Origin of the sequence: Desulfovibrio oxyclinae DSM 11498 (genome assembly GCF_000375485.1) — a bacterium.
Lineage (GTDB): Bacteria > Desulfobacterota > Desulfovibrionia > Desulfovibrionales > Desulfovibrionaceae > Pseudodesulfovibrio > Pseudodesulfovibrio oxyclinae.
Genome location: NZ_AQXE01000005.1, coordinates 111845 through 138420, shown reverse-complemented (window position 1 = coordinate 138420; position 26576 = coordinate 111845). Strand labels below are relative to the sequence as shown.

Genomic DNA, 26576 nt, shown 5'->3' with positions numbered 1-26576 from the left:
GTTCAGCCGGTCCGGCTTTCGTCGTCGATGAAACAGGGACTGCTTGTGGATACAGGAACCGTTTTTCTCTATCTCTTCTGCGGATTGCTGCCTTTCGCGGCGATCGCCTATTTTCTGGCGACACGCAAAACCTTCTCCCTCAAATTCAAGGGACAGACCTTTCATTCCACGTCGGGCAGCTATGGCTGGTACGCCGTGGTCTGGACGTTGTGGCCCGCTCTGGCCGCGTCGCTGCTGGCAGCGGTCCTGAGCCTGACGGGGGTGGCCCACGTGCCGGGCTCCGCGCTGGTTGCCGCCGCGCTGGCCCTGGCCGCCGGCGGCCTCGCCGTTGGCGTCATGAAAGTCAAACCCGGCCTCAGGGCGAGGAACATCGTCGAAGGCGTCATCGTGAAGCTGCTTTTCGCGGCCTCGCTCATCTCGATCTTCACCACCATCGGCATCGTCCTCTCGGTAATCTTCGAAGCCATACAGTTCTTCGAGATAGTCAACATCTGGGACTTCATCTTCGGGACCAACTGGAACCCGGACGAAGCCGTGGTTCACGCCGCAGGTGCCGCATCGGAATCCGCAGAGGGCCTTTTCGGGTCCGTGCCGCTTTTCGCCGGTACCTTCATGATCACGGCCATCGCCATGCTCGTGGCGGTCCCGGTGGGTCTGTTCTCGGCCATCTGCATGGCGGAATATGCCAGCCCCACCTTCCGCAAGATCGCCAAACCCACGCTTGAGATTCTCGCGGGCATCCCCACGGTGGTTTACGGCTTCTTCGCCGCCATCACCGTCAGTCCCATGATCGTGCAGGCGGCGGAGGCAATCGGGCTGCAGGCCGACTATACCAACGCGCTCAGCCCCGGCATCGTCATGGGCATCATGATCATCCCGCTGGTGTCCTCGCTTTCGGACGACATCATCACCTCGGTGCCAAACGCCATGCGCGAAGGAGCCCTCGCCCTGGGAGCCTACCGCTCCGAGTCCATCAAGAACGTGGTGCTCCCGGCGGCACTGCCGGGCATCGTCTCCGCGTTCCTGCTGGGAGTCTCCCGCGCAGTGGGCGAGACCATGATCGTGGTCATGGCGGCGGGCCTGCGCCCCAACCTGACCATGAATCCGTTGGAAGGCATGACCACGGTCACCGTGCGCATCGTTGACGCCCTGACGGGCGACCAGGCTTTCGACAGCCCGGAAACCCTCTCCGCATTCGGGCTCGGCCTCGTCCTGCTGGTGTTCACCCTCGCGCTCAACATCGTCTCCCTGCTGGTCATTCGCCGGTTCAGGCAGCAATACGAATAAGGCGGCAGCATCATGAAGTTTGCAAATTCGCTTTCACAGGTAAAAAAGCGCAAGCGCAGGGACCGCCGTTTCAAGGCGTATTCCTACAGCGCCATTGCTCTGGCAGGAGCCTTTCTGGTCTTCTTCTTCTACAACATCATCTCCAACGGCTGGACCGCGTTCCAGCAGGCGGAGTTGAAGGTCGAAGTGACCTACAGTGAAGAAGCCATGGAAATGGGCAACTGGGCTCTTTCCGAAGAGATGTCCTATCTGGTCAGTCGCGGGTACACCCGGCTGATTCCGGTTCGCATGAAGGAAGACAAGACCCTTCTTGGCACGTCAAGGCAGGAGTGGGTTCTGGCCGATTCCGAAGTGGACCAGTTCCTCAAGGGCAAGCCCAACCGACTGAGCAAGGCCGAGAAGACGCTGATCACCGAGATGAAAAGCCACGGGCAGGCACGACTGGCCTTCAACACCGGATTCTTCGGCAACGGCGACTCCAAGCTGCCGGAGATGGCGGGCATCTGGTCCGCGGCGGTGGGCAGCATGTACGTGCTGATCATCACCTTCCTCTTCAGCTTCCCGATTGGCGTCATGACCGCCATCTATCTGGAGGAATTCGCGCCCAACAACAAGTTCATGCCCATCATCGAGGTCAACATCAACAACCTCGCGGCCATCCCCTCGATTCTCTTCGGTCTGCTGGGTCTGGCCATCTTCATCAACTTCTTCGGCGTGCCGCGATCATCGGCGCTGGCGGGCGGACTCACGCTCTCGCTGATGACCCTGCCGATCATCATCATATCCACCCGGGCGGCCATCCGGGCGGTCCCCAGCTCGGTCCGCGAAGGCGCGCTGGCGCTGGGTGCAACCCCGTGGCAGACCGTGCTGACCAACATCCTGCCCCTGTCCCTGCCCGGCATCCTCACCGGAACCATCATCGGACTGGCGCAGGCCATCGGCGAAACCGCGCCGCTGCTCATCGTGGGCATGATGGCCTACATCCCCGACGCCCCCGGCGACTTCACCAGCGCGGCCACCGTGCTCCCGGCACAGATCTACACCTGGTCCTCGGACTCCCTGCGCGCCTTCACGGAGCGCACCTCCGCAGGCATCATCGTGTTGCTGGCAGTCATGCTCTCCATGAACGGACTGGCCATCTACCTGCGAAACAAGCGCGAGACCAAGTGGTAAGAGCGACGACCTCCGAAAATACAAAGGGCGCATCCATCCGGATGCGCCCTTTTTTGATGCTTGAAGGAGTGGGAGACTACCGGAGATCCAACCCGGTATTGTGCACGATAAGCCCCGGCCGGAAATCAAAACCGTACATGTCGAACTTGGGTTTGCCGATCATGGCCTTCTGCGGGAAATCGGTCTTCACCACGCGAGGGCCCGCCGCCCCCGGGAGGAATTCCGACAGCCGGAATCCTCTGATGCCGTCGGCTTCAAAGGCAGAAATGATGGCAGGCTGCGCAAACTCGTAATCGGAACGGATATCCTCGATGTTCAGGTTCACGATCTGTCCCGGCTCGACCTTGCTACTGCGCTTGGAGGCCGTGAGAAACAAAGGCACCTGCGCGTCCGCGATGCGCACGCCGCTGACCGTCAGGTCACGAATGTCGCCGCCATCGACGGTGGAAATGAACATGGCCGCGCGCATGGTCCTCGGAAACGGATTCACGAGGGTCCGCCGCCCTTTTTCCACCACGCAATCGCGAATGCTGATGTTTTCGAAGCCGCCCACGGACTCGGTCCCGATTTTCAGGCCGCGCTTGCCGCTTCGCAGTTCGCACCCCCGTACCCGGATGTTCTGGGCCTTGGTCGGGGAGGTGCTCTTGATGGCCAGCGCGTCGTTGTAGGAGTCGATGTCGCAATTGCTGACCACCACGTCCGAGCAGGAATCGATGTCCATACCGTCCGAGCCGCTGCCGTAGATGGAGTAGACCGTCAGGTCCGCCAGCTCCACGTCCCGGCACTTGAGGTACAGCTGCGTCCACGTGGCCGCGCCCTTCAGGGTAATTCCGGCCACCCGGACGTTCTCGCAGTCCGCAAACTTGATGATATGGGGCCGCTCGTGCCTGTCGAACACCAGCGGGTCGATCAGGCCGGTCTGCTGCAGCGTCCCCGAGCCCGTGACGCCGATGTTCCTGCGCCCTTCCGCGTAGATCAGCGCGCGGTTGCTGATCTTGTTGGACCCGGCCTTCGTGCGGGTCTGGATGGCCGGAAACAATGACGGATGCGGCACGGCCACCAGCGTGGCATCCTCTTCCAGATGCAGGGTCACGCCGTCCTTCAGGAACAGTGTTCCCGTGAACCAGAATCCGTCGGGCACGGTTACGGTACCGCCGCCCGACTCGGAACAGGCGTCGATGGCGCTCTGGATCTGCTTTGTGTGCAGCATGCGCCACGACCACTGCACCTCGAAATCGTTGACCGAATAATCCCCGGCACGGGCCGGGACGGAAGCGAGAAGGACAAAGAGGGCAAGCAGGAGCAGCGTTCTGACGCGGGAGATCATGGTTCCACCGTTTCCTTGTGTGATGCGGAAGGGGGACGGCGCGGAGCATCTCCGCATCCATCCTGTCCGGGAAAACGGCTTCTCCGGACGTTCTGCCGTGGTCATACCCGAAGAGCCCCCCGCCATCAACGCCGCCCTCCCGATGAAAGGCGCGCATCGACGACGGGGGGCTCCCGCAGTGATTGTCTTTCAGTGGCGTATCAGCCCTGCATACGGTTGATGGCAACCTTGAGCTCATCCGCCAGTGAATTGAGCTGGTCCAGCGCGGCGGACGCTTCCTGCATGGCCTCGGCGGTGTCGGCGGCGATAACGTTCACGGTCTCGGTGGCGGCGTTGATCTCCTCGCTGGCCCGAGACTGTCTTTCGGCCGCGCCCGCAATGTTTCGCACCTGCGAAGCGGCTTCCTCGACCTTGCTGACGATGTCCTGAAGCGAGCTGCCGGACTGCTCGACCATGCCCCGGCATTCCTCCAGCGCATCGGTGGCCTTCTGGGTGCTGGCGATGTTCTCCTGCGCGCTGCCCTGAATGAGCTTGATATAGTCCTCCACCTCCACCGTGGCGGTCATGGTCTTCTCCGCGAGCTTGCGCACCTCGTCCGCAACCACCGCAAAGCCGCGCCCGGCCTCGCCTGCGCGAGCCGCCTCGATGGCCGCGTTCAGGGCCAGCAGGTTGGTCTGGTCGGCGATGTCGGTAATCACGCCCATGATGGCGCCTATGCCCTTGGCATGGCGCCCCATCTCGTCCATCTGGCCCAGCAGGCCCTTTGACTGTTCGTGCACCTCGCGCATCATGCCCACGGAGCGGCGAACTATCTGCTCGCCTTCGCGCGCATAATCCCTTGCAAGCTCGGAATTCTCAACGGTGGAGTTGGCGTTGTCCGCGACCTCCTGCACCGATCCGGTCATCTGCTCCATGGAACTTGAGACCTGCCCGGCGTGTTCACGCTGCTTGTCTGCGCCCTCATTGGCGGAGTCGATCTTCACTGCGAGACCCTCTGTCGCCTCGGAGACCTTGCGGGCTACCTCGATGGCTTCGGTCGCGGCCTGCTCGATGATGCGGTTCTTTTCCTCGATGGCCTTCTTCTGAGTGCGTTCCTCGGTCAGGTCCACCCATATGGAGATGGCGCCGATGAGCTCGTTGTCCAGATCGTAAATGGGCGTGGCCACCACGTTCAGGTTGACGGTGCTGCCGTCCAGATCGCGGGTGAGGTTCAGCTCCCAGTTCATCTGCTTGCGCTGCTCCATGGCGTTCTGGGTCAGCGTCTTCTCCTTGGAGTCGTGGAACACCACCTCGTTGAGCGTCTTGCCGAGATACTGGTCGGCATTCTTGCGCTTGCCGAGAATAGTGGCCGCAGCCGAGTTGAAATGAATGAGTTCGTTGTCCAGATTCACCACGGCGCAGGGGATGGTCACGCCTTCAAGCACGCCCCGGCTGAAGCCGAGCTGATTCTTGATTTCGCCCACCATGTGCCGGACCGAGGCCACGGTCCGGCCGATGGCGTCATCCACGTCGTAGTTGAAGTCGAAGTCGAAATTCCCTTTGCAAACCTGATTGGCAATGGTTTCCAGCCGGTTCATGGGACGCATGAGCTGGCGGCTCATGAACCAGATGATGATCAGCGAAAGCAGCAGCGGGACTCCGGCGCTGGCAAGCGCGTTCATGATGATCTGTTCGCTCACGCCATCCAGCAGTCTGGAGGTACGAACCCCGGTGACAAGGTAGGCGTCCCACGGCTTGAAGTGGACAAGCCGGGACTGCAGCGTGTCGTCGCCGAGCCCGATGGCGGCCACTGCTGCCTTGCCGTCCGCAGGGGCTTTGCCGGATGCGATGTAGGCGGCCACGGCCTCGCCGACCGCCGGGCTCTCCGGAGCAACGATCTCGCTGCCGTCGGCGCCGAGCACGAAGGACTGCCCCTTGCCGCTGACGGTGACGCTGTGGATGAAGTCCGCCAGTTTGGCGGGAATGAGCGGGCTGGCCACCTCGATGGCTCCCATGACCTTTTCATCATAGTTGCGAATGGCCTCGTAGGCCACCACGAAAGGCTTGCCGCCGAGGGTAACGATGCCTTCAAAGGTATCACCGGAAAAAACGGCCTTGTATGCGGGATTGCTCTTGGGGATGAAGACGCCCTGTAGAGACTCCCCCTTTTCATCCTTGATGGTGGTGGAGACGCGCACGAGCTTCTCGTCGTGCAGTTGGAGCACGGAGGACCGCACGCCCGCCATGGTGTTCATGCGCGCCACAAGGTCGGAACTCTCGTGCAGATATTTTGACCCGAGCTTGAAGGCAGGCAGCGTGATCTCCGCCTGCTTTCCCGTATCCTGATTGGTAACCTTCATGGTCACGTCCATGAGCATTTCGAGCATGGGGAGCCCGCTGACGCCCATGATGGAGCGGAAAATCTTGAGGTCGGACGAAATCTTGGTTTTGGAGAGGTGATCCTGAAGGGAGATAGTCTCTTCAAGGGTATCCGAGACGTTTTTCAGGGCGGTGATGCCGTTTTCGAGATACACCTTCCTGCTCTGGAAGGAGTTGACACCCGCCATGCACAGGATGGTGATCAGGACAATTGAGATGCTTGCGGCAAACAGTTTTCCGCGAAATCCGATGTTGCTTTTCATGAGCGCTACTTCTGCTGGGTTGGAAAGACCTGCAGGGCATGTTTTCCGCTGGCGTTCATCCGGCAATGCGCCTTTTGCGGAACCCCGCCGAGGAAACCGTGGAAGCCTTTCGTGCACCCGCAACGATCTTTGCCGCGTCAGCGCCGGACGCCCGCCACGATTCGTGAACCTCTTGATAGTGGCGGCACAGTAGTATTGATGTGTTACAATTCCATTGCGGTTTACCGTCACTTTTCTTCCATCCGCTTTTTCAGGACAGCTGGAAAAGCAAGCAATACCGAACGCCAAGGCTCAATCCATTCTCGACGTCGTACGGAGCCGAAATTCGGCGAAAGTTAGTGAAAAAAAGAATTAGAGCCAGCCCCGTTGACCTTGGGGAAAAGAGGCGTACCTTTTAGTTCTAAACCAAAGGAGGTTTCGCCATGGAATTCGAATGGCAATTCACTGAAGGACTGATCGCATTTTGTATGATCGTTCTTCCATTCAAAATAGAACGCTTCGCCAGAGGACATTTCTGCCTGCGCAAAAGCGCCCTGTGTCGCTTCTGGCATCGCCTTACTCTTCGCGTGGACAATCTTAAGTCTGAAGATTTCTACTGCTTCTTCCCCTCCCGCCTTCTGACCGGCCGCTAAACTTTTTCAATCCTCGGTCCACCCAGAAATGAGAAAGGCTCCCCCGGGACCATCCCGGGAGAGCCGTGCTTTCTCATATGCAAAAGAAGTGAAGGTATACGACTTCTAGCAGTTGCCGTGCCAAGACATCGACACAACCCAATATTAAAATTTTATAAATATATTTCAGACGGTTAACTGTGAGGCCGCGAGTATCCTCCTCCACAGGCCGTCAGCCCCGCAGGTTCAAAAAATGAAACCCCCGTCGGATTCGCTCCGACGGGGGACAAATTATTGAACCGGGTACGAGAACTCACAATATGGGTGTAAGCTTCACCTTTGCCCCGGCGCTGCGCAGTCTGCGTATCCAGTTTTTCCTGTGCGCGTCCGTCTGCAAGTGGCTCTTGCCACGGCGCAGAATGTAGCGCAGGTCCACATCCACCCCCCAGAGCGGTTCAAGGTCCGGACAACCGAGCGACGCCGGGTGCACCGCCTTGGAATGGGTGTAGTCCGAACAGTGCCGCGAGTTCTGGAGCATGTCGGAATAGATGACCATGCGCCGCACCGACACTTTGTCGCTGAACTTGTGCCACGTGGCGATGCGGTTGATGGTTTCGATTATGGGCGAAGTCTCGCTGTCCGGCCGGGATTTGACCTCGCCCGCTATCGCCGTGATCGGTTTAACGAACTCCTTGTCGAACAGTTGGCGCTTCAGTTCGTAGTTCTCCAGCCATTCATTGACGTTGCTTCCGGGATTCACCTCGCTCAGAAGCGGCGAAACCGTGATGTCGGAGTTGGCGTCCACGGCAAACAGGCTTACCATTTCGCCCGGCTCCATGGATTCCGGCAAATCCTTAAGGTACAATTCCAGTTGGGTTGCACAGTGAGCGCTCAGGGTGTCGGTCTGGTCGATGAGCACGACTGTGTGCTTTCGCGGCAGAGCGAGCTTTGCCGCCGCCGTCTTCTGCCCCTTGGGCAGCGACTTGACCAGCCACGAGCCACCGAGGATGACCCCGAGCGCAAGGGCCATCACCAGCCCCGGCAGGATCTTGTCCTTGAGCAGGCTATGCTTTTTAAAGCCGTAACCGCTCATTACGCGGCTCCGGCGAATTCCGGTTCCTCTGCGTCATCTTCGGTGCCGTATCCGGCCTCCGCCTCCACCTGTCTGAAGAAATCGTTCATTTCCTCCGTTATCTCTGGCTCGCGGTTCTGAAGCGTGTCCACAACCCTATCCACATCCTCGCCGTACTGCTTTACCGAATCCTCGCATGACTCGATTTCGAGCTTCAGGCGCTCCATGTCGCAGTCAACGTTCATGTCCTCCCAGGGCAGCGAGGGCAGCTCGTTGAAGTACTCGGGCGCAGGCGTACTGCGAGCCTTGCGGTTCCTGTCCCTGTACAGGGTGATGAGATGCCGCATTCCCGCCTCAAGAGCCTCTGCGTAATTTTTGAACGCGTCCCTTTCCGAACCACACAGGTCCTCAAGAGAAGCGGTCTTTTCCACCGAGGCGCGGGCCTTTTTGACACTTGAGTCCAGCTCGTCCACCAAGTCGCGCACCAGCTTGATGCAACGGTTGCGGATATCGTTCTGAGCGTTGTTCAGCTCTTCTCGGGCCCGTTCTCGGGCACGGTGAATCCTGCCGTAGAGCGGATAGGGGTCGTCCCAGGTGAATCCCTTCCATCCGGCCAAACCGGAAAACACCAGCCCGACGATGAACAGGGCAAAGGACTTGATGTCCAGGAAGATCGACAGCGGACTGTCGATGATGTTCTTCAATGCCGAAGAGATGGCCTGCGAGACCTCGGGCGTGCCCACCAGCCGGTAGTGTGCGAAGATGAAGTTGAAGAGAATGACGAAGACAACACAGAACCCGAGCAGGCTGCGCATGAAGCCTCTGACGGAATCGGACTTTCTGAAACCGGACCAGCGCCCCGGCACGAGGCCCGTGAAGAAGCCGAAGAAGATGTTTGCCAGCGAAATGAAGATGGCCTCGGCCCAGCCGCCGATGATGCCGTAGACATTGGTCTTGGCAAGCATGTTGGCGTTGAGCGCCGACTCGACCACCAGCATGACGCTCAGCAGGGCCACAATCCAGAAACGGTTCTCCGGATAATGTGCCTGATGGCTGATGCGGTGTTCCTCGCGAAAGTCCTCAAGGTCGGCCTCGGTGGCGTCGCGCTTGCGATACAGTTCCTTGAGACCCGCCTGCGCCTCGTCCTTCAGGTTCTTGATGTCGTTGTCGAGCCGTTTCATGATGCGGGAAGAACTGATCCGCCCTTCCGCCGGCCTGCCGAGCAGTTCCCGTCTGCGCTCGGACAAGCGCGAATCCACCTCGCCCCGCTCATCACGCAGCGCCTGCAGACACCGATTGTAAATGTCCTGCTCCGCGGCCGAAAGATCCCGCTGCCCGGTTACGGGAACCTGTCGCCTGCCGTCGAAGCCCCCTTCCTCTCGAATCTTCTTCCGCGCTTCTTCGGAGCTGAGCTCCTCAAGAATGCTCCCTCTCTTTCCATTCGTACCCATGCGGCCCTCCATCGCGTTTTCGATAACGAATGGAGAAACCTTACCCAGTGATCGATATAAAAATCAAGTAGCAGTTTTTCTATTTTCTATAGTTCGTCGGAATCGAGCGTAATGGTCACCGGGCCCCAGTTGGTGAAATCGAGAAACATTTCCTCGCCGAACACACCGGTCTCCACCCTTCCGGGCGCGACAGGACGCACATCGTCCACAAACCGCTCGAACAGCCGGTCAGCCAGCTCCGGCGGGCACGCCCCGGTAAAGGACGGGCGCCGTCCCTTGCGGCAGTCGGCGTACAGCGTGAACTGGGAGACCAGCAGCAGATCGCCGCCCACGTCCGTCAGACTCAGGTTGAACTTGCCCGCATCATCCGTGAAAATTCGCAGGTTGACCAGTTTGTCTATAATCTTCTTCCAGACAGGGCTCCCGGGGAGCTCTTCCCCGTCCTCGCGGCCGAACCCGGCCAGCACCATAAGCCCCTTGCCGATCTCTCCGACGTTATCCCCCCCGACGGTCACCCTGGCGTCCGTGACGCGCTGAATCACGAGCCGCATCTACACCTCCCGGTAGGTCGCCTTGGAAGATTCCTTTTCGGAAACCGAGACCGAGGCCAGCCGCACGTGCTCCGGCAGACGCGGCGAGAGCTGTTTGTAGATGTGCATGGCGATATTTTCCGAGGACGGGTTCAGGTCCCGAAAGGCCTCAAGTTCATTGAGATGGCGGTGATCCAGCTCGCCCAGCACGTCATCCGTAAGATTCTTGAGCTCCTTGAAATCCATGAGATACTGGACCTTTTCGTCCAGCCGCTCGCCTTCGACGCTGACTTCCACGCCGAAGTTGTGGCCGTGCATCCGCTCGCACTTGCCGCCGTAGTTCCTGAGCTGATGGGAGGAAGAAAAATCCCGTGTCACGCTCAGGGTCCAGATGCCTTTGCCCATTGGCTTACTCCTCGTATTCGTCCCGCAGGCGCAGGTCGCCCCGCACCATTTTTTCGGGATATTTGCGTTCGTTGGCCTCGCACTTGGCCAGTGCGGCCGCGGCGAGATCTATGTCCAGTTCATCCGCCATGCGCACCAGATAGAGCAGCACGTCGGCCATCTCGGCGGCAACGCGCTCGCGCTTTTCCGGCAGCGGGTCGCGGCTGGCTTCGCCGTCCAGCCACTGCAGCTCGGCGGCCAGCTCCCCGGCTTCGCCGCACAGAGCCATGGCCAGATTCTTGGGCGTCTGGAATTCCTGCCAGCCCCGCCGCTCCACGAATTCCCGCATGGCGCGGGTTATGTCCTTGAGTGAATCGTCTTTCATGCAGCCGGATATTGGGCGCGCCGCAGGGCTTTGTCAAACGCCGGGTGCGCCCAGTTTCCTTTTCCGCACACGTTTGATAAAAGAACTCCATGGAATCCTCAATGCTTCTGGTTCTGGTCGGTATTTTCTGGACCACGGTGGAGGTGCTCGGCATCTGGACGGCCATACGCGCCGTGCGTGATACCCGCACCTCTCAGGGGGCCATTGCCTGGGCATTGTTTCTGGTTACCACCCCGCTTCTGGGCGTTCCGCTCTACTGGGTCTTCGGACGCAGCAAATTCAACGGCTACGTCGAGGCCATGCGCGCAGCTCGCGAGGACTACATGGCCATGACCGAGGGCGTGGACCGGATGCCCAGCCTGCCCTGTCCCACGGACCGCGAGGATTCCGATCAGGCTCGCTGCGTCTTCGAACAGATCGCCACCATCACCTACATGGGCGGCAACGAACTCGAACTGCTCGTGGACGGCAGCCCGACCTTCGGCGCCATCTTCGACGCCATCGAGCAGGCGGAGCAGTATGTGCTCGTCCAGTTCTTCATCGTCCACGACGACGGGCTCGGCGGACGCATGAAGGAACTCCTGTGCCGCAAGGCCAGAGAAGGCGTGCTGGTTCGCTTTCTGTACGACGAAGTGGGCTGCCACGCCACGCCCAGAGAGTACTGGGACGAGCTGCGGCGCGCCGGAGTACGCGTGCACCCCTTCCTGACCACGCGAGGCAGGGGCAACCGCTTCCAGCTGAATTTCCGCAATCACCGCAAGATCGTGGTGGTGGACGGCCATACGGCCTTTGTGGGCGGACACAACGTCGGAGACGAGTATATCGGGATGCAGCCCTCCATCGGCCGCTGGCGGGACACGCATCTGCGCTGCTCCGGACCGGCGGTGCTCGGGGTGGAACTGAGTTACGCCAAGGACTGGTACTGGGCCACCGGCAAGGTTCTGCATCTCACGTGGGAGCCGCCCGAAAAGCGCGGCGACGCCGAGGTGCTGGCGGTCGGCACCAGCCCGGCGGACGACTGGGAATCGTGTTCGCTCATGTTTGTGCGGGCTATCAACGCGGCCCAGAAACGCATCTGGATCGCCAGCCCGTACTTCGTGCCGGATTCGGCGGTATCCAAGGCGCTTCAGCTCGCGGCCCTGCGCGGCGTGGACGTGCGACTGCTCATCCCGCGCAAGCCTGATCACAAGATCGTCTGGTTGGCGGGCTTCGCGGCGCTCAAAGAGTTGCACATGGATAACATCCGCGTTTACCGCTACCGCGACGGATTTCTGCATCAGAAGGTTTTTCTATGCGACGACTGGCTGGCCGGAGTCGGCACGGCCAATCTGGACAACCGCTCCTTCCGCCTGAACTTCGAAATAACCATGCTGGTGGAGGACAAGAGTTTTTGCGCGGACGTGGAATCCATGTTCCGCAAGGACTTCGAGAACTGCGTCGAGACCGGCCCGGCCGAGTACGATCGCACGCACACCGCCTTCAAAATTCTTGTGAAAGTGGCGCGCCTGCTTTCGCCCATCCTTTAGCGCTACAGCGAGGGGAGCATCCCCGCGACCCACGTCAGGATCGGAACCAGCGCCAGCGACGGCAGCAGGTTCGCTATGCGGATGTCCTTGATTTCCAACAGGATGATGCCGATGCCCGCGATAAGCAGCCCGCCTGTGGCAGAAAGCTGATCGATGATCAGCGGCGAGAGGTAGCTTTCCACGTAGCCGGCGCCGATGGTAATGCCACCCTGATACAGCAACACGGGGATTGCCGAAAAAAGCACGCCGGAGCCGAAGGATGAGGCGAGCGCAATGCTGGCGAACCCGTCCAGAATGGACTTGGTGTAAAGCACGGTCGGATTATTGCGGATGCCTTCCTCAATGGACCCGACGATGGCCAGCGCGCCGATGCAGAAGATGAGAGAAGCCGAAACCAGCCCTTCCGTAAACTTGGGATTGGCCGACCCGATGCGCTTTTTGACGGCGTTTCCGAGACGCTCGAACAGCGTGTCGAGACGCACGAGCTCGCCGATGATGCCGCCGAGCAGGATGCTGAACAGCACCACCAGAATGTTCTGCGCCTTGAAGGCCATCTGGAACCCGATGAGCAGCACGCACAGGCCAAGGCCCTGAAAAACAATGGTTCTGATGCGCTCAGGGAACCTGCTGTGCAGCATGCATCCTATGAGCGACCCGATGACGATGGCCGCGGCGTTGACGACAGATCCGACTGGTATCATTTCACTCTCCTTGCAGGAAGCATGGCTATCACCATGGCGCACGAGAGACAAGCTTATTGACATTTGAGCCGGGGCTCGCCTATGAATACCCACCAATCCATGCCGGGGTGGCGGAATTGGTAGACGCAGCGGACTCAAAATCCGCCGGGCTTCGGCCCTTGAGAGTTCGAGTCTCTCCCTCGGTACCAGAATTATCAAAGGCGGTTGAAGGAATCCTTCAACCGCCTTTTTCTGCGCTAACGCATAAGCTAGCAGCTTTTATAATATCCTCTTCAGTACTTCTTTTACCCCGCAAAGCCTGGCGCTGCCGCTTTTGCGTACCATTCTTCGGCCTTTTTCAGGTCCTTGGAAACACCAACGCCCTGCTCATAAAAAACCAAGCAGTATTGTGACGGAGCATGGCCCGGCATATTCTCTGATATAACTTCATCCTTTTCAAACTCTTACGCCTGTAAAAACACAGGGACACCGTTCAAGATCATGCCCCACGGCATTGCCTGACAAAAAGAATGAAACCAATAGCAATGCGATTGTTCCTTTCATCACCGAAGAACATCTATAAAGAAGAGCTGAAACAGACAAACTCTTCACCACGAAGCTGTTGACCACTAGATATTGAGATAGGATTTTCGACAACCGTCGCTGGAAGCTCCAAGGCAGTTCGTGCTGCAACACCTTCCTTATAAGAGCTTGAATTAAAGACTTTTCCTGTCGAGATCCCTTACACAGCCGACGGCTTTCCTAACATCCGTCAACCAAGTTCAGCATTTTTAATCCGCATTTTCAGCAACTTACACCATGGCACGGGTTTTGATATCGGCCATTCTGTTTTCACAATACAAGGAGGCTATTCCATGAAACGTTTTGTCCTGATGTGCTTCGTTGCCATCTTCACCCTGACGGCTCACGCCGCTAACGCAGAAGTTCTCACTTTTGATGATCCCGATCTTTCCAGCTGGTATACCGACCGCTTCGAGCCTTCGGTTTTTGAAACCGCCGTATTCGACGGGGACAACCGTCTGCACATCGGCATCGACGGCGCCGACCAGCAGGACAACAGCTTTTACAACTACCAAGGCAAAAAGCGCGACTTCAACGTGCCCGTCGGTTCCTATTCCATCAACGCCGATCTTTTCGTGGACTCCGCATGGGGCGACTCCAACGTCGGCATTTGGGGCACCACTTATGACAATTTCGGTGAAGTTTCCGGTTACCCCATCGTGGCATGGCGTTCCGGCAGTGAAATTGATGACGGCTTCTACGCTTTCGACTACATCGTCGGTGGCTGGCTCGACATGGTCGCTCCGAACGACACCGGACGCTGGTACGACATTACCATGAAGTACACCGGCACGAGCATGGACTATTACATCAACGACGCGCTCGCCCTCTCCTTTGCCGACGATACCCAGAACGGACTGCTCGGCAACATCATCCTGAACTCGTACAACTTTGGCGAGTCCTACGATGTCTACTGGGACAACGTTGGCGTAGCTCCGGTTCCCGAGCCCTCCACCTTCCTGCTGATGGGACTGCCCCTGCTCGGCCTCATCGGCTTCAGGAAAAAGCTCTTCCGTCAGGAATAGCACTCTCTGCACCACCAGGGGCGGCCCCGGCCGCCCCTTTCCCTCTCCCCCCTATATCAATTAGCACATGCCACGGGTGAAATTATCTGCTACGGTCAGTCATGATCGAAAGAATCGGTTTTCCCTGCGTCATGCACTCCAGCAAGCGGTCCACCAACCACGGTTTCCGACTGGCCAACCTTTCTCGGGAAAAACTTTCCCGGACCGTCCGAACCAACCTTGATGACATGGAATTCATCCTCGGCTGGATGGATGCCCACCAGATGCGCCTTTTTCGCATCGGCTCATCCCTCGTGCCATTTGCTTCGCACCCTGATATGGATCTGGACTGGCAAACCATGGTCGCGGATCGTCTGGCGAATCTCGGGAAGACCTATCGCAACAAGGATTTTCGGTTTTCTTTACACCCCGGTCAGTACAACGTTCTGAATTCGGAAAACCCCGAAGTGGTGCAGAAGACCGTTGCCGAGCTGGCCTACTCCTGCACGGTGCTGGAGCTCATGGGCCTTGACGCGTCCCATAAGGTTGTTCTGCACGGCGGCTGTCGCTGCGGTGACATGGACAAGGCCGTGGACCGACTGAGCCGGGAAGTGGACAACCTTCCGCAACGCATACGCTCCCGGCTGGTGCTGGAGAACGACGAGCGCATCTTCACGCCGGAACATATCCTGACCGTCAGCCGCAGATGCGGTGTTCCCGCAGTCTTCGACATTCACCACCACCGCTTTCACCCCGGCGAGACGCCGCTGCCCGAACTCATGCCGCAAATCCGTGAAACATGGCGCGAGCCCGACGGCAGGCCCAAGCTGCATCTTTCCTCAAGACGCCCTGACGCACGACACGGCGCTCATGCAGATACGGTGGAAGCCGCCGACGTGCGTGAGCTTTGCGATGCGGCACCGTTCGACTTCGACCTGATGATCGAGGCCAAACACAAGGAAGTAGCCGTGCAGCAGGCCATGCAGGCCGCAAGGGACCACGGCTGCCTTGATGATGGCCGGCGGGAGGACGCATGACCACGCGCCCGACAATAACCCTCGGTTTCACCACGTTCCGGCCCGAGACCCTGCCGTATGCGAATATCGCCATGCGGGACCATGCCTTGGTGCTGCTCGAAGAGCCGGATACGCCCGGATTCGAGGCCATGCTGCGCAACGAATTGCCGGTGGATGAGTATCTCATGCTCACCGATTTCGAATTTCCCCGTTACGCAGCCCAACAGTGTGAACTCCTGAAGCGGCTGCACAGTGACGGCGTTAGGGTGAGGCAGGTGCACCCGTGGATGGATCGACTCGCCGCCATCCATGAGTTCTTCGCCTCCGGCAAGGGGCCGGACGACCTTCCCGAGAGCGGCCCGGAACGCGACGTCTATGAGCGGGAACGGACATGGACACGCAGCCTCATGGATTACTACGAGTCCTCCGCCACCGGTGACTTCGGGGCCATGATCGAAGCGGTTCGCCGGTTCGCTGCCGAGGATGCGGAAAAGATCCGCGACATGGACACGGTCCGCGCCAAGGCAGTGATGGACGCCTCCGATGACTCGCCGGACACCTATGTAGAGTGCGGTTCCATTCACCATCTCATGGTGCTGCTCATGCACAGGCAGCTTCGCAGAACGGGAAAGGTCAGGGTCGTCCACCTCATGGAAGAGATCTGCCGCACACACTATGGCAGAAGACGCTTGCTCCCGCCCGGTGACGTGCTGACTTACCGCCATCTGCTCAACGCCCCGCCGGATGCCGAAGCGGAACGACAGCTTGCCGCCCGGGCTCTGGCATACAATCGCCTGATCGCCAAGGAAGAGTCTTCGGCTGACGTGGCGACGCACCCGCACATGCAAAACGAGGCCGCCGTGATCGGCTTCGTGAAACGTCTTTCCTTCGATCAATGCCGGGAGGTCTGCCAGCGCGGCGGGTTTCCGACAAAACTCGCGCCGCAGGGCGGAACAGGCAGTACCCAATGACAGACACGATCCACCCGCTCGTTGCCGCCCCGGCAGGCCGGTCCCTCCCCACCGACTCCGGCCCCAAGGTCGTGAATCTTCAGCGGCTGGACCGCGAGGGGATACCGGTACCGCCGACGCTTTTTCTGCCTCCGGAAGCCTACTTCGCTTTCGTCCGGCACAACGGGTTTACCGAGCGCGTGCGCGCCATGGCCGAGGCCGACATGGACGGCCTGCGCTGGGAGGAGATATGGGACGCGTCTCTTGCGCTGCGAAACATGTTCCTTCGGGGAAAAATTCCCGACTCAATCGCAGTAAGCCTGCTTGATGCCGTTCGGACGCATCTGGGCAATGCGCCGCTGGCGGTTCGCTCGTGCAGTCGCAATGAAGACTCGGGGCTGTCCCACGCCGGAATGCACGAGACCGAACTGAACGTCCACGGGCGTGACGAGATTCTTCGGGCCGTGCGCATCGTGTGGGCATCTCTTTGGAGCGACAGGGCCATGCTCTACCGCAAGGAGATGACCCTTCGCGCGGACGCCTCGGGAATGGGCGTGATCCTCCAACCCATGATCCCCGGCCGCGCTTCGGGAGTGATGTTCACCAAGGACCCCACGGATGAAAGCAGGTTGGTCATCGAAGCGGTATCCGGTCTTGCAAGGGACGTGGTGGACGATGCCGTTGAATCGGAACGCACGCTCCTTGCGCGCTCCACCGGCGAGGTCGTCGGGCGCAAGAGTCCGGGCCCGCAGGTGGTGGACAACGGTCTGGCCGCCAAGCTGTTCCGCATCGCCCGCAAGGTGGAGGAAATTTTCAGCACTGCTCAGGACGTGGAATGGACCATGGGAGAAAAAGGACTGGTCATCCTTCAGTCACGCCCCATAACAACGCTCTCGGAGCGTGGTGACGAGAGCGGCTGGGACAAGTCGGACAAGCGCCCCTGGTACCTGAGCCTGACCAGAAGCCACGAGAACCTGTTGCATCTTCGCGAGCGCATCGAGTCGGCAATCCTGCCCGAGATGCAGGAGGACAGCCGGCGCATGAAAGCGCTTGATCTGGAAGCCCTGTCACCGGAAGAACTGAAGCGTGAACTGACCACCAGAAAGCAGCGGCTCGACCACTGGCGGGACGTTTACTGGCGGGAACTCATCCCCTTTGCGCACACGGTCCGGCAGTTCGGCATGCTCTACAACGACGCGGTGACACCCGACGACCCGTTCGAGTTCACCACCCTGCTATCGGGTCAGCACCTGCTGGCTGTGGAACGAAACGCGCTGCTTGAAGACATGGCGGAACTGGTGCGCCACGACCCGAAACTGGCCGCCGAACTGCGCGGAGGCAGACTGCCGGAGTCCGGGCCGTATTCCGACAGACTCGAAGCGTTCATGGAGACCTTCGGCGATCTGGCCTGCAGCACCTCATGGTGCGACGAGGGCCCGTGGGGCATTATCCGGCTCACGCTGGACGCGGTGCCGCAGCATCCAAGGCCGGGAGCCACCATGCGTTCGGAGGATATGGAGCAGCGGTTCCTGAACGCTTTCTCCAATGAGCGACGGGAATTTGCGGCATCGGTGCTGGAACTGGCCCGGACCGGATACCGGTTGCGTGATGACGACAACATCCATCTGGGCCGGATTCAGGCGCGATTCAACGAAGCTCTGGAACGCGCCCGCGCACTCGGGCTTGAGCTGCCGGAGACCGAACCCGAAGCCAAGAAGGCTATGCCCAAGGGACTCGCGTGGCACGAAAGAAAAGCGGCTTCGGACGAATCTCCTGGATTGACGGGGTGGCCCGCCGCTTCGGGGATAGCGCGCGGCCCGGCCAGAGTGGTCATGGGGCCGAACGATCTTTTCTCCTTCCGCAAAGGCGAGGTGCTGGTTTGTGACGCGCTCGATCCGAACATGACCTTTGTGGCACCCATGGCCTGCGCCGTGGTGGAGCGCCGCGGCGGCATGCTGGTGCACGGCGCCATCATCGCCCGCGAGTACGGCATCCCCTGCGTCACCGGCATTCCCGAGGCCACTTCGCGCATCCGTACCGGACAGTGGCTCATGGTGGACGGGTTCCGGGGACTGGTCACGATGGAAGACGCGACACCCCGGCACGATGAAACGGCCCGCAACGTGCTCGGCAAAGAGCTTCAGCCATGCGGCAGGCGTCCCATGACCGGGTTCTTCCGCCACGGCACCTGCCGCACCGGCCCGCAGGACAGCGGCAGCCACGTGGTCTGCGCCCGAATGACCAAGGATTTTCTGGAGTTCACCCGCTCGCGCGGCAACGACCTGATCAGCCCGGCTCCGCAGCACGGCTTTCCCGGGCTGGTGCCGGGCGATACGTGGTGCCTGTGCGCCCTGCGTTGGGAAGAGGCGCGAGAGGTAGGCCTTGCCCCGCCGGTGCTCCTTGAATGCACGCACGAGGCAGCCACGCGGCACGTAAGCCTTGAGGACCTGCACGCACATGCCGAAAAACCCGGAACGGCTTTGGACTAGCTCCTGTCCCTGCGGCGGATGATGGTGGTGATGATCTCTCCCACGCGAAAACCCCATTTACGCATGGTACTCTTGTTGACCACCACATCCGGCTCCATGCGCCACAGCCAGTCCTCCACGGACAGCGTGACGGAGCGGCCGCTCACCGGAACAACCAGCGAATAATCCATGCGCACCGCGTTCCCGGCGCTTTCCACCACGGCGGTCCCTTCCACGTCGGACGCGGTTCCTTCGAAGCGACCTTCGCCCGTTCCGATCAACTCCCAGCGACGCTGAAGCTTTTCGCCGTCGTCAAAGACGAAGTCCTCGGTGAGCACGCCTCGCAGGACGCCGTTTTCCTGATGCCACTTGCCGCGCATCACCGCGTTGAAGGACCGGCGGACCTCGCCGCCACGGCTGAGGATGACGCCGTGGGCGTCGAGTTCGCCGGAAAAGAATTCCTGAAGCACGAAGGGCGTGCCGCCCGCCGCGTTTTCGGACGCGGGGATGTTGGAGCAGCCGGCCAGCATCATGGCGCACAAGGGTATAAGCAGTTTTTCCATCAGCCCCTCCTGTTGCGGCTTCCGGTTATGCGCCTGACCAGCGCGTGATAGACGGGATACGGCAGGATTCGCAGCAGCTTGCAGGACCATGAGAACAGCGGCGGAAAATGAATCTCCATCTTCCTGCGGGCCAGACCGTCCGCGATGTATCCGGCGGCGCGCTCTGCGCTGATGACCATGGGCATGGGATACGGGTTCCGGTCGGTGAGCGGCGTCTTGACGAACCCCGGATTGATGGCCGTCACCGAAAGCCCGTAGGTCTCCACATCGAACCGCAGGCTTTGCAGAAAATTGTTCAGCCCGGCCTTGGTGGCCCCGTAGGCGGCCGCAAGGGGCAATCCCCGGTAGGACGAGAGCGACCCCACCCCGGCGAGATGCCCGGAACCGCGCGCCAGCATGTCCGGCAGCGGCGCCAGCAGCGTGGTTATTGCCCCGAAGAGGTTCACTTCCATGAGCTTGCGGCAGTTCTTGGCGTCCAGTTCGCTGGCGGCCATGTTGATGTGCGTCCCGGCATTGGCGATGACCAGATCAGGCACCCCGAGCGCGTCCCGGACCTCGGCATAGGCGCGCTTCACGTCCTCTTCGTCGGTCACGTCTGCCTGAACCGGGATCACGGCGTTACGGCCGTTTGCCAGCTTTTCCAGTTTCTCGCGGCTGCGGGCCGTTACCGCCACGCGCTTTCCGTCCGCCACGAAACGCTCCACGAGCGCCTGCCCTATGCCGCTGGTGGCTCCGGTTATCCAGATTGTCTCCACGTGTTCCATGCTGTTTCCTTTGACGAGGGTGAGAGGGAGTCACATCCATCTCTAGCATGTTTTTTTATACGGAAAATGATTATGACTGATTTCATGGAACCTATCCGGGATGAACAGGCAGGCTGGCCCGTCCGGCTCTGGCGACGGCGGGTGCGCGAACCGGTCATGCGCGAACTTCGGCGCGGCACTTCGCCCGCCATGGTGGCGCTGGCCTGCATCATGGGCTTCGTCTCGGCCACGTGGCCGCAGATAGGCACCAACCCGCTCATGGCGCTCCTTCTCTCGTGGCTGTTCCGCTGCAACAAGGCCGTCACCAGCGGCATATCGCTGGTTTTCACGCCGCTTCAGTACATGCTGATGATCCCGTTTCTCCGGCTGGGGGAGACCATCCTCGGCGTCGAGCATTTCGAAACCTCCGTGCCCGAGATCATCCGCATCGTGGTCACCGATCCCATCGGGTCGTTCGAAGTGCTCGGCATTCCCCTGCTGCACGCCATTCTGGGCTGGATATGCACATGGGCAGTCCTTGGACCGGCGATTTTCCAGCCGGTCCGGATCATCATTCGCCGCATCGAGCGGCGGCGCGAGCAACGGCTGCGGACCGCCCCGGATCGGAAACCCTGACCACGGACGCGGGCGACAATCTTTCGCAAAATCTCTCCACAGCACTTCCCATATCGTTTTTCCTGCGGTATGGAAGCGGTATGTCTCACCAAAATCTCGATCTCACTTCCGGTGGCCTGCGTGTGGCCGTCATTGGCGGCGGCATCTCAGGCATAGTCGCGTCCCATCTCATCTCCAGACGCAACCATGTGACCCTGTTCGAAAAAGAACCGCAGCTCGGGGGACACACGCACACTGCGCGCGTCAACCGCAACGGCGGTCAGGTTCCGGTGGACATGGGCTTCATCGTCTTCAACGAGCCCAACTACCCGACCTTCAACAGCTTCCTCTCCGAACTGGGTGTGGAGCGGGCCGAATCGGACATGTCCTTCGCCTTCCACGACCCGGCCACGGGGTTCATGTACGCGGGCACCGGCATCCGGGGGATGCTGGCACGCAAGCGCAACCTCATCTCTCCGGTGTTCTGGCGCATGATCTCCGGCATCAAGCGCTTCTGCACCGAGGCAAAGAAGGACCTTGAGCAAGGCCGCCTTGAGGGCGTGACCATCGGGGAATATCTGGAAGCTCACGGTTACAGCCGGGAATTCGAGGACAACTACCTGCTGCCCATGGCGGGCTCCATCTGGTCCGCGCCCGACGGCGAGGCTCACGATTTTCCCGCCGAGGCGCTGGTGCGTTTTTTCGACAACCACATGCTGCTGGACTACATGGAACGCCCGCCGTGGTACTTCGTGAAAGGCGGCAGCGACACCTATGTCCGCGCCTTTGCCAAGACATTCACCGGCGAGGTGCGCACCGGGACCCCGGTCTGGTCGGTCAAGCGCAACGACACCGGCGTACATGTGGCCACCAACCACGGCTCCGAGGACTTCGACGCGGTGGTGCTGGCGACACACGCCTCGGATTCCCTGCGGCTGCTCTCCGACGCGGACGAAAACGAACGCAGACTGCTTGGCCCGTGGCGATACGCCGCCAACCGCGTGGTGCTGCACACCGACGAAGAGTTTCTGCCACCGCGGATTGCCGGTCGCGCCTCGTGGAACTTCATCCGCGACCCGGGCCGCCCGGCGGATTCCCCGGTGGGCGTGAGCTATCACATGAATCGCCTTCAGGGCATTCAGAGCCATGAAGAGTACGTGGTGACGCTGAATCCCGTGCGCGAGCCCATCAGCGGCACGGTCATCAAGGACGTGCTTTTCGAGCACCCCCAGTATTCGCTGGCCTCCATGGCCACCCAGAAGGAGCTGCCCGAACTCGACGGACACAACCGGACCTTTTATTGCGGCGCGTATCAGGGATATGGTTTCCACGAAGACGGAGCCCGCTCCGGAGCACGGGTCGCGGCGCATTTCGGAGAATCGTTTTGAACAGCCGCCTGCTGAGCTGCCGCGTCCGGCACGAGCGGACATGGCCAAAAGCGCACCGGTTCGAGTATCCGCTCTACACCTACCTGCTGGATGTGGATGAACTGGACGAACTGGACCGGAAGCTGCGCCTGTTCGGGCACAACCGCGTTCGGCTGGCATCCGTGCATGACGCCGACTATCTCGAAGACGACCCCGGCACGGTTCGCGACAAGCTCTCCCGGCTGCTGAAGCCGCAAGGAATGGCGCTCACCGCACACGACACCGTGCTGGTGGCCACCTCCGCACGGTTCCTGAACTACGTGTTCAACCCGGTAAGCTTCTACTGGATATTCCGGGACGGCAAACACCTTGGCTGCGTGGCGGAGGTCAACAACACCTTCGGGGAAAAACACGTCTACCCTCTGCCGGGAGCGGGCGGCACGGATGGCTTCCCGGCCCGCTACCGGGCCGACAAGGCTTTTCACGTCTCCCCGTTCTTCGACCGCAGCGGAGAATACCGCTTCCGCTTCGGCGATGTGCGACACGGGCTGGACGTCACCGTGAGCCTTTACCGTGAGGGGGAAAAGGTCTTCGAGGCGTCGTTGGTGGAGGAAGGCGAAAGGCAGCCCATATCCGACGCAGTCCTTGCAAGGACCGCCCTCACCCGCCCGTTCACCGCACACCTGACGTTTCCGCGCATCCTCTGGGAAGCCGGGAAAATCCATTTCGGAAAGAAGGCCGCCTACCACCCCAAACCCGCTCCAGACAGCCCCATGACCATACGCAGCAAGTCAGCGAAATCTATAAAGGAGTCCATTTGTCGCCACTTCGTTTTCCGTCACCTTCGCGGCATGGAGCGCGGCAGCTTGGCCATCTCGCTCCCAGACGGCTCGCAAAAGCGCTTCGGCGGCGAGCGGCCCGGCAGCGAAGCGTCCATGCGGATACATTCGGATGCCTTCTTTCCCATGGCAGCCCTGCACGGCGACATCGGACTCGGCGAGGCTTACAGCGACGGGCTTTGGGATTCGCCCGATCTGGTGGCCCTGTTCCGCTTCTTTCTCGAAAACAGGCAGGTGCATGTGCCGCCGGGGAACTTCCTCAAACGGTTCGCGCTGGACTCCTGCGGCCTGTTCCAGCGCTGTTGCCACCAGAAAGCGCCAAAGAATGACGAGGCCGGCTCCCGCACCAATATTTCGGCCCATTACGATCTTTCCAACGAGCTTTTCTCCCATTTCCTTGACCCGACCATGACCTACTCCAGCGGCATCTACCGCAACCCGTGCGATCCGGATGAGGATCTGGAGCAGGCGCAGCTTCGCAAGAACCGGGTGCTGGCGGACAAGGCCTGCATCGGCCCGGACGACCATGTGCTGGAAGTCGGCTGCGGCTGGGGCGGTTTTGCCGAGCAGACCGCGCGGGAACGGGGATGCCGCGTCACCGGGGTGACGGTCTCGCGCGAGCAGTACGACTACGCGCGCGAACGCATCCGCCGGGCCGGGCTGGAAGACAGGGTGGAGATTCGTTTTCAGGATTACCGCAAACTGAACGAACGGTTTGACCGCATCGTCTCCATCGAGATGCTTGAGGCCGTGGGACACCGCTATCACGGCGAGTACTTCCGGACGCTTGAACGACTGCTGACGCCGTCCGGCGTGGCGGTGATTCAGGTCATCACCATTCAGGATCCACACTATGACCGCTACCGCAGAAGCATGGACTGGATCCGCAAGCACATCTTCCCCGGCGGAGCGCTGCCCTCGCTGACCAGAATCTGCGCCACCGCCACGCGTCATACCGCCCTCACCGTGCAGAACGTGGACGCCGTGGGCCTGCATTACGCCAATACGCTGCGGCAGTGGCGACGCAACTTCAACGAGAACTGGGAATCCATCGCTCCGCTCGGGTTCGACGAATACTTCCGCCGCACATGGAACTACTACCTCGGCGTGTGCGAAGCCGGATTCATCCACGGACATATCAACGACCTGCAGATCGTGCTCTCACGCGCAGAGCCCGCCGCCACCGCCCACTGTTGCGGCATTGTAGAAAAGCCCCCTCAAAACACTGAATAAACAGACTTTACATTCGCCAACACTCTGTTGACATTCAACATCTCCGGCGACTGCATTTTAATAACGCAAGATTGCCATCTTTCGCTTGCAATCCTGTCCCCGATTGTATTTATGCTGAGGTTTGACCCGTCTCCTCCGGTTCTTTGCCGGAGACAACCACAGCACGCAACGAAGGGCACGGAACATGCGAAAAGTCCAACGGGAAGACTGCATCAACACCGAGGCGGCACAGCGCCGGGAATGGCTCGATACCAACGGTCTTGGCGGCTATGCCTCAAGCACGGTCATCAACTGCCATACGAGAAAGTACCATGGCATGCTTGTGGCCGCCCTGCGCGAACCCCGGGGCAGCTTTGTGCTGCTTTCCAAGGTGGAAGCCTCGCTCATGCACGGCGAAAAGGAGTTCCTCCTTTCCACCAACAAATATCCCGGCGTGTACCACCCCACCGGGCACCAGTTCTTTGACGGCTTCGAACAGGGGCTGACGCCGAGCGCGACTTACCGCATCGGCGATACGGTGGTGCGAAAAAGCACCATGATGGTGCACGGGGAAAACAGCGTGCTGATCTGCTACGAACTGCTTGAAGGTTCCATCTCCCCCACGCTTCGGCTCAGGCCGCTGCTGGCCTATCGGGATATCCACGCCCTCGCTCATGAGAACATGCACCTGCGTCCCAAGACTTTCCCGGTGCGCAACGGACGCAAGATCGACCCCTACGAGGGGATGCCGCCCCTTTACATGACGCTGAACAGGTCCAACGAATTCTTCCCGGGACCCAAGTGGTACAATAGCCTTGAATACCTCAAGGAACGAAGCCGAGGCTTTGACTATCATGAGGACCTGTTCTGCCCGGGCGTGTTCGAAGTCGTCCTGAAGAAGGGCAATCCCGTGGTCTTCGCGGCATCCACCGAGGAAGTGAAGAACCCCGAACGCAGACGCAAGGCGGAACTGGCGCGACGCGAAGAAGAATATTCCCGTTGCCGCTCCAACCGCAAGCACGTGCGGTTCCTCAAATTCCAGGGCAGGCAGTTTCTCGTGCGCAACCGCGACGACATGCCTTCGGTGGTGGCGGGGTACCACTGGTTCGGCGAATGGGGCCGCGACACCATGCTTGCCCTGCCCGGACTGGCCTTCTGCTGCGGCAGGCAGGGCTTTGGCGAGGAGATCATATCCGCCTACGCCTCTCTTGAACGCGACGGACTGCTGCCGAACTATCTGGCCCAGCAGTCCTCGCACATGGCCTACAACTCGGTGGACGCATCCCTGCTCTTCTTCTGGACCGTGCAGCAATACCTGCGCTTCGGCGGCGGCATGGAATTCGTGCAGGAGGCCCTTTATCCTGCGCTTCACAACATCGTCGCCGCACACCTTGAGGGCAGGGTCCCGCATTGCCGGGTGGACGAATCCGGGCTGCTCTTTGCCGGTGATGAAAACACCCAGCTCACGTGGATGGACGCGCAGGCCTACGGCAGGCCCGTCACTCCGCGCCACGGGGCCGCCGTGGAAATCAATGCCCTGTGGTACAACGCCTTACGCTTCTTCCTTGAATTGACGCGAGAACGGGATTCGGCAGAAGCGCTCGCCGGGCGCGCCGAGTCCGCAGCCGGAGCACTCCACGCCGCCTTCGAAGACCGCTTCTGGAACCATGAGGACAACTGCCTCGCAGACGTGGTGCACGGCAACGGTCAAGACCGCTCCATACGCCCCAATCAGGTCTTCGCGATCTCCCTGCCTCACTCCATGCTGGGGATCGACAGGATGCGCGCCGTAATCCAGACCGTGCAGGAGCATCTGCTCACGCCGTTCGGCCTGCGCACCCTCTCCCCCCGCAACCCGGCCTACGCCCCGTTCTACGAAGGCGGTCCGGATCAGCGGGACGCGGCCTACCATCAGGGGCAGGTCTGGCCATGGCTGGCCGGCCACTTCGGAGAAGCCTTCCTGAAACAGGCAGAGGATGCGACATCGGCACGAAAGTTCCTGCGCGACTACCTCAAGCCGTTGCTTGACGCATTTCCCGAGGAATACGGCATCGCCTCCATCCCGGAAATCTACACGGGCGATCCGCCCCACCGGCCGGAAGGCTGCATCGCGCAGGCCTGGAGCGTCGGGGAAGTGATCAGGCTGCATCGTCTGCTGGGAGGAAAATAA

The 26576-nt window shown here is 60.4% G+C and carries 22 protein-coding genes and 1 tRNA gene; 13 read left to right on the top strand and 10 right to left on the bottom strand.

Annotation, left to right across the window (positions count from 1 at the left end; all coding sequences use genetic code 11):
* Positions 1–27: 27 nt before the first annotated feature.
* Together pstC and pstA are read left to right on the top strand one after the other, a co-directional pair.
* Positions 28–1287: a phosphate ABC transporter permease subunit PstC gene (gene pstC, locus B149_RS0107015; RefSeq protein ID WP_018124474.1), complete on the top strand. Its 1260-nt coding sequence runs from the start codon at positions 28–30 to the stop codon at positions 1285–1287.
* Between the two features lie 12 nt (positions 1288–1299).
* Positions 1300–2460: a phosphate ABC transporter permease PstA gene (pstA, locus tag B149_RS0107010; RefSeq protein ID WP_018124473.1), complete on the top strand. Its 1161-nt coding sequence runs from the start codon at positions 1300–1302 to the stop codon at positions 2458–2460.
* Positions 2461–2536: 76 nt separating this feature from the next.
* On the opposite strand, the gene B149_RS0107005 is transcribed toward pstA, so the two are convergent.
* Positions 2537–3787, bottom strand: a complete 1251-nt coding sequence (locus tag B149_RS0107005; protein ID WP_018124472.1) for a glycoside hydrolase family 28 protein — start codon at positions 3785–3787, stop codon at positions 2537–2539.
* Positions 3788–3987: 200 nt separating this feature from the next.
* On the bottom strand, positions 3988–6408 hold the full coding sequence (locus B149_RS0107000) for a methyl-accepting chemotaxis protein (RefSeq protein ID WP_018124471.1): 2421 nt from the start codon (positions 6406–6408) through the stop codon (positions 3988–3990).
* 422 nt (positions 6409–6830) lie between these two features.
* On the opposite strand from B149_RS0107000, the gene B149_RS0106995 reads away from it, so the two are divergent.
* Positions 6831–7040 carry a hypothetical protein gene (locus tag B149_RS0106995; protein ID WP_018124470.1) on the top strand — a complete coding sequence of 70 codons (210 nt, stop codon included), beginning with the start codon at positions 6831–6833 and terminating at the stop codon, positions 7038–7040.
* Positions 7041–7332: 292 nt separating this feature from the next.
* Here the strand turns inward: B149_RS0106995 and B149_RS0106990 are convergent, their stop codons facing one another.
* From B149_RS0106990 to B149_RS0106970, 5 genes are all read right to left on the bottom strand, one after another.
* The gene (locus B149_RS0106990; protein WP_018124469.1) at positions 7333–8112 is read right to left on the bottom strand and encodes a hypothetical protein; all 780 of its coding nucleotides are present in this window, start codon (positions 8110–8112) and stop codon (positions 7333–7335) included.
* A complete protein-coding gene (locus B149_RS0106985) occupies positions 8112–9542 on the bottom strand; it encodes a hypothetical protein (RefSeq protein WP_018124468.1) in 1431 nt (476 codons plus the stop codon). Before B149_RS0106985 ends, B149_RS0106990 begins: the two co-directional genes overlap by 1 nt.
* Before the next feature lie 86 nt (positions 9543–9628).
* Entirely contained in the window at positions 9629–10093 is a 465-nt protein-coding gene (gene dtd / locus B149_RS0106980; RefSeq protein WP_018124467.1) for a D-aminoacyl-tRNA deacylase, read from the bottom strand.
* Positions 10094–10477 carry a 6-carboxytetrahydropterin synthase QueD gene (queD, locus tag B149_RS0106975; RefSeq protein WP_018124466.1) on the bottom strand — a complete coding sequence of 128 codons (384 nt, stop codon included), beginning with the start codon at positions 10475–10477 and terminating at the stop codon, positions 10094–10096. It lies immediately after the preceding gene.
* Between the two features lie 4 nt (positions 10478–10481).
* Positions 10482–10841: a nucleotide pyrophosphohydrolase gene (locus B149_RS0106970; protein ID WP_018124465.1), complete on the bottom strand. Its 360-nt coding sequence runs from the start codon at positions 10839–10841 to the stop codon at positions 10482–10484.
* A gap of 101 nt (positions 10842–10942) precedes the next feature.
* Between B149_RS0106970 and cls the strand changes: the two genes are divergently transcribed.
* A complete protein-coding gene (gene cls, locus B149_RS0106965) occupies positions 10943–12367 on the top strand; it encodes a cardiolipin synthase (RefSeq protein ID WP_018124464.1) in 1425 nt (474 codons plus the stop codon).
* A 2-nt stretch (positions 12368–12369) separates the two neighbouring features.
* On the opposite strand, the gene B149_RS0106960 is transcribed toward cls, so the two are convergent.
* Positions 12370–13068, bottom strand: coding sequence for a DUF554 domain-containing protein (locus B149_RS0106960; protein ID WP_018124463.1), 699 nt, complete (start codon positions 13066–13068; stop codon positions 12370–12372).
* A gap of 101 nt (positions 13069–13169) precedes the next feature.
* On the opposite strand from B149_RS0106960, the gene B149_RS0106955 reads away from it, so the two are divergent.
* From B149_RS0106955 to B149_RS16695, 5 genes are all read left to right on the top strand, one after another.
* Positions 13170–13256, top strand: a tRNA-Leu gene (locus tag B149_RS0106955).
* Positions 13257–13922: 666 nt separating this feature from the next.
* Positions 13923–14654 (top strand): PEP-CTERM sorting domain-containing protein, encoded by a 732-nt coding sequence (locus B149_RS0106950; protein ID WP_018124462.1) that lies wholly within the window; start codon positions 13923–13925, stop codon positions 14652–14654.
* 101 nt (positions 14655–14755) lie between these two features.
* Positions 14756–15670 carry a UV DNA damage repair endonuclease UvsE gene (gene uvsE / locus B149_RS16700; protein ID WP_018124461.1) on the top strand — a complete coding sequence of 305 codons (915 nt, stop codon included), beginning with the start codon at positions 14756–14758 and terminating at the stop codon, positions 15668–15670.
* A complete protein-coding gene (locus B149_RS0106940; protein WP_018124460.1) occupies positions 15667–16620 on the top strand; it encodes a hypothetical protein in 954 nt (317 codons plus the stop codon). The genes uvsE and B149_RS0106940 overlap by 4 nt, the downstream gene beginning before the upstream one ends.
* Positions 16617–19088: a DUF2237 family protein gene (locus tag B149_RS16695; protein ID WP_018124459.1), complete on the top strand. Its 2472-nt coding sequence runs from the start codon at positions 16617–16619 to the stop codon at positions 19086–19088. Before B149_RS0106940 ends, B149_RS16695 begins: the two co-directional genes overlap by 4 nt.
* Here B149_RS16695 and B149_RS0106930 read toward each other — a convergent pair.
* Both B149_RS0106930 and B149_RS16685 read right to left on the bottom strand, forming a co-directional pair.
* The gene (locus tag B149_RS0106930; RefSeq protein WP_018124458.1) at positions 19085–19630 is read right to left on the bottom strand and encodes a DUF3833 family protein; all 546 of its coding nucleotides are present in this window, start codon (positions 19628–19630) and stop codon (positions 19085–19087) included. The two genes, B149_RS16695 and B149_RS0106930, sit on opposite strands and share 4 nt — an antisense overlap.
* Complete coding sequence (locus B149_RS16685; protein WP_018124457.1) at positions 19630–20394, bottom strand: SDR family NAD(P)-dependent oxidoreductase; 765 nt, start codon at positions 20392–20394, stop codon at positions 19630–19632. Before B149_RS16685 ends, B149_RS0106930 begins: the two co-directional genes overlap by 1 nt.
* 72 nt (positions 20395–20466) lie before the next feature.
* On the opposite strand from B149_RS16685, the gene B149_RS0106920 reads away from it, so the two are divergent.
* The 4 genes from B149_RS0106920 to B149_RS0106905 all read left to right on the top strand — a co-directional run bounded on the left by B149_RS0106920 (position 20467) and on the right by B149_RS0106905 (position 26576).
* Complete coding sequence (locus tag B149_RS0106920; protein WP_018124456.1) at positions 20467–21009, top strand: DUF2062 domain-containing protein; 543 nt, start codon at positions 20467–20469, stop codon at positions 21007–21009.
* Positions 21010–21089: 80 nt separating this feature from the next.
* Positions 21090–22376, top strand: a complete 1287-nt coding sequence (locus B149_RS0106915) for an NAD(P)/FAD-dependent oxidoreductase (RefSeq protein WP_018124455.1) — start codon at positions 21090–21092, stop codon at positions 22374–22376.
* Positions 22373–24427 (top strand): DUF1365 family protein, encoded by a 2055-nt coding sequence (locus B149_RS16680; RefSeq protein ID WP_018124454.1) that lies wholly within the window; start codon positions 22373–22375, stop codon positions 24425–24427. Before B149_RS0106915 ends, B149_RS16680 begins: the two co-directional genes overlap by 4 nt.
* 184 nt (positions 24428–24611) lie before the next feature.
* Entirely contained in the window at positions 24612–26576 is a 1965-nt protein-coding gene (locus B149_RS0106905) for an amylo-alpha-1,6-glucosidase (RefSeq protein ID WP_018124453.1), read from the top strand.